This is a genomic window from Deinococcus misasensis DSM 22328 (assembly GCF_000745915.1).
Classification (GTDB): Bacteria; Deinococcota; Deinococci; order Deinococcales; family Deinococcaceae; genus Deinococcus_C; species Deinococcus_C misasensis.
Window position 1 is genome coordinate 347,420 of the sequence record NZ_JQKG01000001.1, and the last position, 13,539, is coordinate 360,958.

Genomic DNA, 13,539 nt, shown 5'->3' on the forward strand with positions numbered 1-13,539 from the left:
GACTTACACCAGTTGCTCAAGAATGGTGGGATCCTGAATCTGGCGGTCACGGGCCAAGAGCAGCACCTTGGAGACCACCTCTGCGGTTCTGGGATCGTTGTCTGCAAAAGGCAGGAACACCCTTCCCTGATGCTGGGCATGCACGGGAACAATGCACACGTATCCTCCGGGTTGTCTGTGCACCACCCCAGAGCCCAGATGCACCGAGTAATCTCCGTAATGGCCGGAGATCAGGGCGTGGTGTCCTTCCAGCCTGACGTTGTCTTGCTTCAGGAGCCTCAGGGTTTCGCGGAGCAGGCTCTGGCGCATCTCCACGGTGGATTGACTGGCCTCGGGGTCCACACCGCCCATGTGGGCCACACTGACCACCAGATCGAGGTCACGCATGGTTTCGCTGAACAGACGGGGAGGCACGGCTTCCAGAGGCAAAGGATCATATTTCCCACGTTCGGTGAACATCACGGAGGAAACGGTCAGACCCTCCACTTCCATGGGGGTGTAGTAGCCTTCTTCAAATTCCAGCCACACATTGATGCCTTCGGCGTGGAAGGTTTTGCGAACCCCTTCTTCGGGGACACTGATCCAGTTGCGGGTTTTGAGCAGGGCCAGAGCCTGTTTGGGATTGACCTGATGGCCCTCATAGCGGGTGCTGCGCATGGCCCCCTGTTCTTGCTGGGTCAGCAGGTAATGCTCACGGAAAATCTGCTTGAATGGCTGCTGGATGCTGTGCTCAAAGCAGTGTTTTTGCCATGCCCTCCACTCGCCTGAAACCAGAAGGTCATGGGGGTGGGCGATGCGATACCCTTCATCGGTCAAGGAAGATGATGTTTCAAGCTGCTGAAATTGCCCATCAGAGAAAAAGCCCAGATCCCGCTCTCCCCTGACCCAGAGCAGGTTTTGCAGCATGGGTTTCAGGACTGGGTGGTTCAGGAGAGACTCCAATTCGGAAAGGGCGAAGTGGTCTCCGCGCACCATCGCAAATTCGAAGGCTTCTTTCATGCGGGATTTCTGTTTGACCAGACGGTTTTTGGCGTCTTGCAGGTCTTTGTATTCAGGGTGTTTTTTGAGGGCTGCAGGAATGCTTTTCAGGGCTTTTCCGGCTTTCAGGATGTGCAGCTCGGGATCTCCGCTTGCATTGACCTGCAAAGTCACCTGCACCCCATCCAGCAACAGGGTTTTGCCGTTCAAGGCCTGCACCTCTTCGGTTTCCATGGCCCACATCAGGCGCTCGGGGTCCAGATATCCAGCCGTTCGAGCGAGGTTCTGCAAACCGATGCGCCCAGCAAGTTGCTCACTGGCCTGTCTTTGCGCACCGAATTGTTTGCTCTGGGCAAGGAAATTCTGGATGGTCCGGTAACGGTTCAGGACTGAACCTTGTTGTTGGATGGGCAGCAGACCAATGGCACGAACACTGTCCTGATGGCGTTTTTCTTCGATTTGCTTTTGGAGGTCCTGTTCCTGAACCTCGCCCTGAATGGACCGGGCAAACAGTTCTGCCCGCTTGTGACCTCCAGCACTGGAAGCGTATTTGGCAGCCTTGTAAAGCGCAGCGAACCGTTCCTCCCCGAGCGCCACGTACACGTTGCGGAACCACTGCACATCCACGGCACCATCCACCAGATCTTGAGGGGTCAGGGGGGTGCGCTCAGAGATTTCGACCTCCCAGACTTCTTTGATGTCCCGGTCCACAAACCACTGCTGGTCGCGGGTGTGGGCGTGCAGCCAGTAGATGGCGTCTGCAAGCCCTTCCCACCCGAGGGTTTGAGCAACCAGAGCCGACCACTGTGGCGCGTACATCGCCAGATCAAGCAGTCTGGCCTCCGAGACCTTGAAACTTTTGACCAGCTTTTTGAAGTGCTCTGGGGTGTCCGTGGCTGCGGGGAAAGACACCCGGATCAGGTGGCTGAACACCGCACTTCGGCTCTCGTTGTGGTAACTGTATCCTCGCACCAGAGGGTCTTTGCCCATCCCGGCAAGCATTTTGAGGGTGTACTCGGCCCCTTCAAGGTGACGGATGGCTCTGGCAGCCTCGCTGGTGATGGTGCTGAGGTCGGCTCTGGAGGTTTCGATGGTCAGGATCCGTTCACGGACCCTCTGCACCAGTTGCTGGATGGAGTCGTGGTGGGGCAAACGGGGGCTGGGTTTGCGTCCGGAAAGCTGCTGAAGGGCATCAAAAGAACTGCGGTAACTGTAACGCCCACTGACCCCGTGCTCGCCGATGAGTTGGTCCAGCACATCGTGCTCGGAAGCCTGCCCATCCAGAAAAGCCTGCAACAGCAGTTCCAGAGGTGCCCTCATCCGGGAAAGCTTCGTGAAACCCCGATCCATGAAGGTGTACAGCTTGAAGAGCCTCTGGCGTTGCACGGGTGTCCATTTTTCCGCCGGGAACACCGACATCTGGTTGGCATACACCGTCAGGATTTCACGGGGATCTGGCTGATAATGGTCCACCTGCACAGGTTGTTTCATGCCCGGATCCATGGTGCTCAGGTGGCTTTCCATGGCATCCAGCAAGAAGTCCAGAGCAGGACCCGCCTCGGTGTGGGAGCGGAGCAGCATCAGGATGGCATTCACCTGCGTGTCGTATTTCAGTGCGGGCATGTTGACTTTGCCCAACAGAGGATTGAGGGCACCAGAACGCCGAAAAAACCAATTCTCAGTGCCAGCACCATTCTGCAGCAGGAACATGCGCACCAGATCTTCCGGGGTGCCTTCAGGACGGTGGTTCCACCAATTCAACCAGAGGTCTTTTAAAGGGAAAAGCTCTGGGGTACGGGTGGCCACATGGTTGAATTGCCAGCCATTGATGTTGCCCAGCAGTTCATGGTGGGTTTCGGTGCCCCACTGGTAGGTGACGGGGGTTTCGCGGTGCTGGTCCACCAGATGGTCCAGTTCAGAGAACAGCTTCAGGACCCTTGCATCTGCATAATTGCGATCCACGAATTGCAGCTCTGGAACAGGTGCAAGTTTGGCAGGATCAAACAACCCGAGGCCATCTTTCAGGGAAAGCTGCTCCTCTGGGGCCTCCAGTTGGTCCAGCAGTTGCTGCTCGTTGGGGTTTTTGGGTGCAAAGCCTTCCAGAGCTGCTTGCAGTTGCCCTGCTGGCATTTTGCGTTTCTGCAACTGGAGCAGCAACTCCAGTCCAGCCTGACGCTGTTCGGTTTTGCCTGTTCCAGTCAGGCGCTTGGCACTCTCCAGCACGGCTTCTCTGGGCTGGGCCAGCAGGAGTTGCAAACCGCCCCTGCGCAAGTCCGCAGATTTGCGGGTCAACAGCCCTTCGATGTGTTGGGCCTCAGAGGGGTTCAAGTCCAATTTTTTGATCTGAGCGAACGCAGATTCGCGCACCTGAGAACTGCTGTCTGCCAGCAATTTGAACAGCAATTCACGCAGTTCAGGAGAAGCCTGTTGATGCTTGCCCAGCAACTCTGCCACCTGTGAACGGCTGTAAGGTTCCATGTCCGGAATGTGAGGAATCAGGCGGGTCAGGGGCCGGTTCCCGAGCGTGTGGGGTAGCAGGGCAACCACTTGCGCTCTGGACGCCACCGTGACCGTCCAGGGCCACAGGATCGGATCGGTGGTGCTGCGGTCTGAGGCTCTGGAAGCCAGATCTTCAAGGACATCAAACAACCCCGAGGCATCCTCGCCTTGCTGGATGGACCACCGGTTGGGCAAAGCCAGCGTGGCAACTCGCAAATCAGGGTCCTGAAGCAAAGTGAGGTCATGGATAGCTGCCTCTGGAAGCTTGCAGGCTTTCAAGAAACTGGCAGCAGCATAGCGTCTGGCTGCGTCTTGATCCTGCAAGAGCATGGCCGCATCTTGCACTGTGGCCGGGGCATCGTAAAAACCCAGAGCCCAAAAGGCCAGAAAAGCCTCTTCGGCTGATCCCTCTTGCAGGGCTTTGTGGGCAGCTTTGGTGTCCTTCAAAAAGCCCAGAAAAGTTTGCACATGGCGGGTCAGGGTTTTTTTGTCAGAGGCCTCATACATCCAGCCAAACCACACATCGATGGCCCGCACCACCGCAGAAAAACGCAGCAGGTCTTCTTGCAAAATCAGGACCATCATGCGCTGGAAGGCCTCTGGATGGGACTCGTCGATGGTTTCCAGAATCACCTGCCTGAGGCCTTCTTGCCTCTGGGCGGCGAGCAGCATTTTTTCCATGTAGGTCCAGCACTCTGGATTGCTACAGGTCAGGAAAGCTCTGGTGATGTGCCGTCCCATGGTCCCGATTTCATGCTCACCAGAGGCGGATTCTTTCAGGATGGACAAAACCTCCTGATGTCCAGCGTTGATGGCCTCTGCAAACAGGTAACCCAGTTCATCCTTGTGGTAATTCTCCAGCCTTGCAGCCCACGCAGCAAACCATTCCAGAGGCTCATCGTGGTCACGCGTCACCTGCCAGAGGTTCAGCAGCCAGTTCAGGGCTTTTTCCCGGGTCAGGGGATGGTGGGGCGCTCGAAAAGCCCGACGGTCATAGCCCTCTTCGTAAGGGTGGGTGTTCATGGCCTGCCAGACCTGCTCAATCAGCTCTGGAAAACGGGGAAACAGCACCCCAAACACCTGAATGCGCTCTGGAGCAGGGAGTCCTTCCAGACTTTCGGTGATCCCCTGGCGTTGCAGGGCGCGTTTCTGGATTTCCTCTTGGGTGTGTATATACCCGCCCATGGTCAATTGCTGAACATCCCGAGCAAGTGCAGCCACGGGATCGGAAACCGCCTTCAATCTCTCTTCAAAAGGTTTTTTCCAGTCGATGGTGTGGCTTTTCAGGCGTGCTTGCGCTTCTTCTGCCCGCATGTCAGCCTCCTGCCAGAGCGGTCAGGCGCACAAACAGGACTTTGCTGTGGTCGGCAATGTGCACCGTCTGGGAGAGGTCTTCCAGTTGCTGGTCTTCCAGAAACACGTAATACAGCCCATCTTTGAAAGCAGTGATGGCCACCTCGATGGCTTCCTCTGGATTCACCTCTTGCAGGAATTCTTGACCGCCAGAGGTGATTTTTCCTTGCTCCAGACCTTTTTGAAATTGCTCTGGGGTGAGGATGCGAATCAGTTGCTGATCCTTCTGGTTCTGGTTGAAATCTTTCACCTGTGCACGCACCACTTCGGTGATGAGGTCTTGCAGGGTGAGGACCGTGCTGGAGAGGTGAAGGGTCTGGTGTTCAAATGCTTTTTTGCGTCCAACAATGCGGCTTTCCAGAATCATGGGGCTCCTTGCAGGGGAACTGAATTGTAACTCCCATCATTATATTCTGTTTTTAACATAATTTCTAGGGGCTGTGGGAGAGGGGGCGTAATGGGTGAAAGGGCTGCGCTTGCCGAGAGCCGAGAGCCGAGAGCCGAGAGCATCGTGCTGCACGTACAAAAAATGATCAAGGGATTTGTAGGGGCGAGGCGTGCCTCGCCCAAGAAATGCATTTGCTCAAGCATTCAGGGCGCAGCACGCTGTGCCCCTACGAGGGTGGTAACGGTTTTTCTGCCTTCTGCCTTCCGCCTTTTTTGCTCTCGGCCCTATGCTCTCAGCAGGGCGCAGCCCTCCTCCCCTACCACCCCTACCCCAAAAAAGGTTAGATTGATCCAACCATGACCCAGCGCAGTCTGCCCGCCCTGTTCACCGCTCAAGCCCTCTCCACCAGTGCCACCACCATCGGTGTGGCCCTTGCCAGCATTCTGGCGGTCAAATTGACGGGATCGGAAAGCTTCTCAGGGCTGCCCTCTACAGTGAATCTGCTGGCCTCTGCGTTCAGTGCCTATTTTGCAGGTCAATTGATGGCCCGTTATGGCCGTAGGGTGGGCCTGACCCTTGCCTTCATGCTGGGAACCCTCGGGGCGACAGTGGCTTTCTGGCAGGCTCTGGATGGGCATTTCTGGGGCTTCATGTCCGGGATTTTGCTGGTGGGTCTGGCCACGGGTGGCATCAACCAGACCCGTTATGCGGTCAGTGAACTGGTGGAACCCCAGAAACGCGGTCAGTACATCGGCTGGCTTCTGACCTGCAGTGCGGTTGGAGCAGTCGTCACCCGTCTGTGCATTCCGGGCCTGAAAACATTGGCAGCCTCTTATCAGCTTCCAGAGAACGAAGCTGGCTGGCTCCTCAGTGCGCTGTTTCTGGCGCTGGCCAGTGTGCTGGTCGGCATGTTTTTCACGGCCAGACCCACCGATGTACCCAAAGGGGGAAAACAAGTGCAGGTTCCTGTGATGGACCTCCTCAAAAACCCTCAGATTCAGTTGGCTCTGGTGGGGATGATGGTCGGTCAGGGCATCATGCTGATGCTGATGGTGATGATGCCTGTTCACGCCCAGCACATGGGGCACGGACTGGAAGCCATCTCCACGGTGATGACGGGGCATGTGGTCGGGATGTTCGGACTGGCGTGGATCACCGGACGCTGGGTGGACCGTTTTGGTCCCAGAGCCATGATCCTCTGGGGCAGTGCCCTGCTTGCCTTAAGTGCCATCCTTGGGTTGCTGGGTCACAGCATCACCGAAATGGGGGTGGCCCTGTTTGTGCTCGGGGTGGGTTGGAACCTGTGTTATGTGGCCGGTTCCAGCTTGCTCACAGGCAGCCTGACCCCCGAGACGCGCGCTTCAGCACAGGGCAAACTGGACGTTTTTGTGTGGGCCTCTGCTGCTCTGGGCGCGTTGGGTGGAGGGTTGCTGGTGGCTCAGTTTGGTTTTGCAGTGATGTACAGTGTGGCTTTGCTGGTCAGCATCCTGACGCTGATTGGGGTATATTTGAAGCGTACAGCAGAAGCTCAATTTGCTTGAGCAAAAGGGTGTGCACCTGTATGCGGCTGTGGGCATGACCGCAAGTACACCTTTGGCTGTTTTGAATGAAAAAAGAGGCGGGCATGAAGAAAAAAGTGACATTGTTTGATGTGGCACAGGCTGCGGGCGTTTCCCCGAGCACCGTTTCGCGCATTGTGGCCGGAACCGCTCGGGTGTCCGAGAAAAAACGCAAGCAGGTGGAAGAGGCCATTGCAAAACTCAAGTACCAACCCAATCTGGTGGCCAAAGGTCTGGTGCAGGGCCGAACGCTTTCTCTGGGGGTCCTGACCCAAGACATTGCTTCTCCGTTTTATGGGGCTGCATTGCTGGGCATTCAGGAGGCTTTGCGCGGCACCGATTACATCCCAGTGTTCACCGACGGTCACTGGCAACCCGAGGACGAAGCGCAGGCCATTCAGCGTCTGATGGGCCGCATTGATGGTTTGATCATCATGGGTGGGCATCTGGAAGGTGACTCCCTGAGTGCCATTGCAGAATCCATGCCGATCATCAGCATTGGCAGAACCATTCCTGGTTTTGAGCACCACTGCGTCCTGATTGACAATTATCAGGGGGCCAAGAACATTGTCCATTACCTTTTTGAACTGGGTCACCGCCGCATCGCACATATTTCTGGACCGGCAGACCATGCAGATGCCCTAGAGCGCTTGAAGGGTTACCATGATGCCCACAAAGAATTCGGCATTGAAGTCGATGAACGCCTGATCGTGCAGGGGGATTTTCAGGAGGCTTCTGGAAGTCTGGCCATCGCCACCCTGCTGGAAACCCGCGCCAACTTCACTGCGATTTTTGCCTCCAACGACCAGATGGCTTACGGGGCAAGGCTGGCCCTGTACCGACGCGGCATTCGGGTCCCAGAGGAAATTTCTCTGGTCGGCTTCGATGACACCCGCACCTCTGAATACATGATGCCTCCCCTGACCACGGTCCGGCAGCCCATGTATGAATTGGGTTTGCTGGCGGCCCAATCTTTGCTGACCTTGCTGGACGGTGAAGATGTGACCTTGGAGAAGATCACCCCACAGTTGGTGATCCGCGAATCGGCCTCCAGAGCCCGCTGAAACCTGCTCCAGATTGCCATTTCCTGATCCAGAAACGGTAGCATGAACAGCATGTTGCCTGCTCTGGATGTTTTTTTGACTTTTTTGAGGCTGGGATGCACCAGTTTTGGGGGCCCTGTGGCCCACCTCGGTTATTTCAGAGAAGAGTTTGTGAACCGCAAAAAGTGGCTTTCAGATGCCGATTATGCCGATCTGGTGGCCCTGTGCACTTTCCTGCCCGGTCCCTCAAGCAGTCAGGTGGGAATGTCCATTGGCAACCTCAGGGCTGGAACTGTAGGGGCAATTCTGGCGTGGGTGGGGTTCACCACCCCCTCTTTCCTGATCATGCTGGCCCTTGCTCTGGGGGCACAGGAAGTCCTTGGCGGAGGTCTGGTGCGTGCCCTCAGCCTGCTCACCCTCGGGGTGATCCTGAGCGCGGTGCTGGGCATGGCCAAGACCCTCACCCCAGAGTGGAGCCGCAGGGGCATTGCACTGGTCTCTGGCCTCATCATGGTCCTGTGGCCCACCGCATGGACCAGCATCGTGGTGATTGTGCTGGGAGGTCTGTATGGCCTGCGTTTTTTCAGGCAGGCAGGTGAACACCAGAGCACTCCGGTTGCCTTCAGAAAAACCTGGGTCTATCTGGGGGTGGCTCTGGGTTTGCTGGTGGTTTTGCCTTTGCTGTCCTTCACCCCTTATTTGGCCTTGCTGAGTGACATGTACCGCACAGGCAGTCTGGTGTTTGGCGGAGGTCATGTGGTTTTGCCTTTGCTGCAACCCGTTGCCACCTGGCTGACCCCAGAGCAGTTTCTGGGGGCTTACGGTGCTGCGCAGGCCATTCCGGGTCCAGTGTTCACCATCAGCACTTTTCTGGGGGCCACTTTTCCACAGGTGAACCCCGTGCTGGGAGCCGTTGTTGCCACAGTGGGCATTTTCCTGCCTGCCATGCTGCTGGTGCTCGCCATCATGCCCGTCTGGAACAGCATCAAGACCCGCCCGGCTTTGCAGGCTGCCTTAAAAGGGGTCAATGCGGCTGTAGTAGGTTTGCTGCTGGCTGCCTTGCTGGACGCTGTGGTGCACATCCGACCCAACACTGTTCTGGAATGGCTGTGGGTGGTTTTGAGTTTTGTGGGGTTGCACTTCTTGAAGTTGCCTGCCCATTTGGTGGTGCTGGTGGGTGGGGCTCTGGGTTATTTCCTGTTCTGAACAGGTGGTCTGGGACACAAATCGGACCAAGAAAGCTCTGGTGTTCCAGCCCACCAAGAACAGAGGTCCTGTTTTCTGACTGTTTGGACCTCACGAAGAAAAATTCGCAAAGACAAATTTCATAGCACTTTGCGAAATTGATCACCGAACATGGGTTTCATTCCACTCTGGATAAGGGTTTTTTCGGATGGATTTTTTATGTCTCTTGACTTTTTACCGTTTCCGATGTCATCTATAAAACAGGCCGATGGTTTCAGCCAGTGGCAGAGGCTTTCCCGTTTGCAGCAAAAAAGACCGAACTGAACGCTGTCTTTTCTTCCCTCTGTACGATTGGTCATAGATTTCAAGCTGCAATCCGCAAATTCTGAGTGTGGATTCTCAAGGACCAAATTTGTCCTGAGGTCGGCATTTCAAGTGAGGAGCAGGACATGACATTAGCAGAAGATCAAGCCATCAAAACAACCCGCAAAAAGGTGGAACCCTCTCACGTTCCGGGCATGGGAGCCATTCCCACCCCAGAGGGGGTCAGTTTCCGGGTGTGGGCACCCCACGCCACCGCCGTCTGTGTGGGTGGTGAATTCAACAAATGGAGCAAAACCGAACACAAACTGGCCAAAGAAAAAAACGGCTACTGGTCGGTGTTCGTGCCCGGACTGAAACCCGGAGCCACTTACAAATTCAGAATCAAAAACAAGAGCTTTGATGAATGGAAAATGGACCCTTATGCCCGGGAAGTCACCAACTCCACCGGTGAATGTGTGGTGTACGACCCCACTTTTGACTGGGGAGACCTGAAGGAATACCGCGTTCCCCCATGGAACGAAATGGTGATTTACGAAATGCACGTCGGCACCTTCAACCCTGCTGGAGAAGGCGAACGGGGCACTTTTGATTCTGCTGCCGAAAAGCTGGATTATTTGTCCGACCTCGGGGTGAACACCCTCCTGATCATGCCTCCCATGGAATTTGCCGGAGACATTTCTTGGGGTTACAACCCGGCCCATCCTTTTGCTGTGGAAGGGGCTTACGGCGGTCCCCATGCCCTGAAGCGCTTTGTGAAAGCCGCCCACGAAAAAGGCATTGCTGTGCTGATCGATGTGGTGTACAACCACTTCGGCCCCTCGGATCTGGACCTCTGGCAGTTTGATGGCTGGAGCGAAAACGACAAAGGGGGCATTTACTTCTACAACGACTGGCGCTCAGCCACCCCTTGGGGAGACACCCGCCCAGATTATGGCCGCGAAGAAGTCCGCCAGTACCTGCGCGACAACGCCCTGATGTGGCTGGAAGAGTTCCAGATGGACGGTCTGCGTTTTGACGCCACCGCCTACATTCGCAACGTGCAAGCCAATGAAAACCCCGGCGATGACCTCGAAGAAGGCTGGGGCATCCTGCGCTGGATCAACGATGAAATCGAAGCCCGCCAACCTTGGAAAATCACCATCGCGGAAGACCTGAGGGGCAACGCTTTGGTGACCGCCCCCACCTCTGAAGGAGGCTTGGGTTTCGATGCCCAGTGGGATGCTGGCTTCGTGCACCCTGTTCGTGAAGCCCTGATTGTGCAGGAAGACGTGCACCGCAACACGCAAGCGGTGGCCAACGCCGTCACCAACTGCTACAACGGCGAAGCCTTCAGTCGGGTGATCTACACCGAATCCCACGACGAAGTGGCCAACGGTCACGCCCGCGTCCCAGAGGAAATCTGGCCCAACAACGCCGGCAACCTGTACGCCAAGAAACGCTCCACCCTCGGGGCCTGCATCACCTTCACCTCTCCGGGCATTCCGATGGTGTTTCAGGGTCAGGAGATGCTCACGGCAGGCTGGTTTGACGACAACAACATGCTGGACTGGGCTGCTGCCGAAGAATTCAAAGGCATCACCCAGCTTTACCGCGACCTGAAGCAACTGAGGCAAAACGCTTATGGGCACACTGCTGGCCTCAAAGGTCCCCATGTGGTGGTGCACCGTGTGGACATCGACAAAAAGATGCTGGCCTACCACCGCTTCGATCAGGGAGGCCCCAAAGACGATGTGATTGTGGTGGTGAACCTCTCGGGCGAAACTTTAGAGAACTTCGGGATTGGCTTCCCCAGAGGGGGCCTGTGGCGCACCCGTTTCCACTCCGACTGGAACGGTTACGATCCAGAGTTTGCCAACGTTTTTAGCCATGATGTGGAAACCGCAGAAAGTGAAATGGACGGGATGCCCTTTTGTGGACACGTGACGGTGGGTCCATACAGCGCGATCATCCTGTCTCAGGATGAGTAAAGGAAGGCCCGAGGACCGGGCCTTTCTGGAACGCACCCTTGAGTTGGCACGTGAGAGCATCGAAATGGGGTCTTCCCCCATTGGTTGCGTGATCGTGGACAAAAACGGCCAGATCATCGCTGAAGGTCGCAACCGTGCCCACGAGCCGTGGCCGGACCATCCCCACGAAATCGCAGATTCCAGTTTCGCCCATGCAGAGATGGTGGCTTTTTACCGCCTTGGACGCATTGAGCATCCAGAGGAGTGCACCCTGTACTCCTCTCTGGAACCCTGCCTGATGTGCGGAGGGGCCATCGGCATGGTGCAACTGGCCCGCGTGGTCTGGGCCTGCGATGACCCATGGGGTGGCTCTGGTCGCCTGATCAAATGGGACGCGCACCCGGCCTATGAACAGACCAAAGTCTCCAGTTCACCGTTTGAAGATCTGGAACAGGAAGCCGCAAAACTGTTTGCCCCAGAGGCCAAAAAAGCCTACCCCGATGAAGGCTGGGAGGCATGGCAGAAACGTTATCCAGAGGCCACCAGAGGGCTTTGATTCCAAGAAAAAGACAGGGAAATCCCTGTCCTTTTCTTTGTTGCATTGATCAGATATGGCTTGTGGGGGTTTACTGGCCCAGAAACTCCAGCATCCGCTGGTTCAAGGCCTCATCCTCAATCAGGAAAGCGTCGTGTCCGTGAGGGCTTTCCAGTTGCCAGTATTCACTGTTGGACAGGTGGGCTGCCATTTCGCGCACTTCACTGGCGGGGTACAGGATGTCTGTCGAGATGCCGACCACCAGAGTCGGGACGGTGTTTCTGCGCAACTCGTCTTCGGTGACTTCAAACAGGTCCATGGCTTGCGTGATGAGCAGGTAGGTGTTGGCATCAAAGCGCTTGAGAAGCTTCTCGCCGTGGTATTCCAGATACGTCTGGATGGCGCTCTGGCCGGGCTTGAATTTGGATTGCCCTCCCTGCGTCATCTGGTAAGACTCTGGACTGCGGTAACTGATCATGGCGATCTGGCGGGCAATGGCCAGACCGTGGGGTTGCTCGGAATACCGCCCGCCCTTCCATTCCGGGTCAGAGGTGATGGCGTTTCTCTGGGACACATTGAAACTCTTGGCCCACGCGCTGTGTCTGGGTGGAGCCCCAACGATGATGGCTTTTTTCAGGCACTCGGGGTAACTTCTGACCCACTCCAAAGCCTGCATGCCGCCCATGCTGCCCCCAATCACGGTCAGCTTTTTGATGCCGAGGTCCTTGATCAGCTCTTTCTGAACACGCACCATGTCGTGAATGGTGATGGGGTCCAGTCCAATTTCTTTGGGTCCAGAGGTCCCTGAACACCCGCCCAGCACATTGGAACACACAATGAAATGCTTGGTGGGGTCCAGCGTCTTGCCCTCTCCAAACATGTCGGCCCACCATCGGTGCACTGCACTGGTGCCTGTGAGGGCATGGCACACCAGAATGGCGTTGTCTTTTTCAGCATTCAGGGTGCCGTAGGTGTGGTACCCGACCCGGATGTTGCTGAGGATCCGTCCAGAGTCCAGAATCAGGGGCTCTTTCTCAAAGAACCATTTGTAACTCGGGGTGATGGTGTAATCGTGCTGGCTTTTGGCCACAAAGGTGAATGGGATGGCTCCCTCATCGGTTTCGAACGCAAACTCAAAGCGCATGTGCTCCCCTCCAAAAGTGAAGACTCGGGTGGTGGGGGACAAAAAGATTCCCCCTCTCGTGGTGTTGAGAAGGGGAAATGGTGGTTTACGCCCTTCTCTTATCGTTCCCGAATGTCACCATCGTGGTTCTTCGGGCTGGTGAGCACCGTACCGTGATGAGGGCCGGTTGCTGCGGCGGTGCGGGCCAGATCCCTGCGCCGACTCTGGATAAGAGTTGCCTGTGTCTCAAGGCTAAATGTCAGTGTAAAGGGTAAGGATTTGAGGTGTCAACCATCCGGGCCAGATTCCCAGGGGTGACGCACGTCGCGAAGGGGTTAAGGTAAGACATGAACCCCGAGCAACTGAAACTCGCAGTCCAGCACTTCTCTGAGCTCCCTGATCCCCGGACAAACCGAGGGCTCAATCAACCCCTCATCAACGTGATCGTCATTGCCCTGTGTGCTGTGCTCAGCGATGCAGACAGCTTCTATGACATGGAGGATTTTGGGGAACTCAAACGGGATTGGCTCTCAAGCTTCCTGGACCTCCACACCGGTATACCCTCCCATGACACCTTCAATCGGGTCTTCGCCAGGCTCGACCCTA

9 protein-coding genes and 1 riboswitch are annotated in these 13,539 nt (G+C 56.2%); of the genes, 6 read left to right on the plus strand and 3 right to left on the minus strand.

Translation table 11 applies throughout. The annotated features are described in order from the left end of the window. Positions 1-3: 3 nt before the first annotated feature. Together Q371_RS01745 and Q371_RS01750 are read right to left on the minus strand one after the other, a co-directional pair. Complete coding sequence (locus Q371_RS01745) at positions 4-4,791, minus strand: DUF5724 domain-containing protein (RefSeq protein ID WP_034335181.1); 4,788 nt, start codon at positions 4,789-4,791, stop codon at positions 4-6. 1 nt (position 4,792) lies between these two features. After that, positions 4,793-5,197, minus strand: coding sequence for a hypothetical protein (locus tag Q371_RS01750; protein ID WP_034335184.1), 405 nt, complete (start codon positions 5,195-5,197; stop codon positions 4,793-4,795). Positions 5,198-5,574: 377 nt separating this feature from the next. Between Q371_RS01750 and Q371_RS01755 the strand changes: the two genes are divergently transcribed. The 5 genes from Q371_RS01755 to Q371_RS01775 all read left to right on the plus strand — a co-directional run bounded on the left by Q371_RS01755 (position 5,575) and on the right by Q371_RS01775 (position 11,831). Then, entirely contained in the window at positions 5,575-6,759 is a 1,185-nt protein-coding gene (locus Q371_RS01755; RefSeq protein ID WP_034335186.1) for an MFS transporter, read from the plus strand. 83 nt (positions 6,760-6,842) lie between these two features. Beyond that, a complete protein-coding gene (locus tag Q371_RS01760; protein ID WP_034335383.1) occupies positions 6,843-7,841 on the plus strand; it encodes a LacI family DNA-binding transcriptional regulator in 999 nt (332 codons plus the stop codon). Between the two features lie 42 nt (positions 7,842-7,883). After that, positions 7,884-9,026: a chromate efflux transporter gene (gene chrA / locus Q371_RS01765; RefSeq protein WP_157442448.1), complete on the plus strand. Its 1,143-nt coding sequence runs from the start codon at positions 7,884-7,886 to the stop codon at positions 9,024-9,026. Positions 9,027-9,454: 428 nt separating this feature from the next. After that, positions 9,455-11,296 (plus strand): alpha-amylase family glycosyl hydrolase, encoded by a 1,842-nt coding sequence (locus Q371_RS01770; RefSeq protein ID WP_034335187.1) that lies wholly within the window; start codon positions 9,455-9,457, stop codon positions 11,294-11,296. Further along, positions 11,289-11,831 (plus strand): nucleoside deaminase, encoded by a 543-nt coding sequence (locus Q371_RS01775; RefSeq protein WP_034335189.1) that lies wholly within the window; start codon positions 11,289-11,291, stop codon positions 11,829-11,831. Before Q371_RS01770 ends, Q371_RS01775 begins: the two co-directional genes overlap by 8 nt. Positions 11,832-11,901: 70 nt before the next feature. Here Q371_RS01775 and metX read toward each other — a convergent pair whose 3' ends face one another. Beyond that, entirely contained in the window at positions 11,902-12,954 is a 1,053-nt protein-coding gene (metX, locus tag Q371_RS01780) for a homoserine O-acetyltransferase MetX (protein WP_051963071.1), read from the minus strand. Positions 12,955-13,049: 95 nt separating this feature from the next. Further along, positions 13,050-13,168: riboswitch (SAM riboswitch) on the minus strand. Between the two features lie 112 nt (positions 13,169-13,280). Between metX and Q371_RS01785 the strand changes: the two genes are divergently transcribed. After that, positions 13,281-13,539 (plus strand): transposase family protein (locus tag Q371_RS01785; RefSeq protein ID WP_034335191.1); only part of this gene is annotated, 259 nt, incomplete at its 3' end.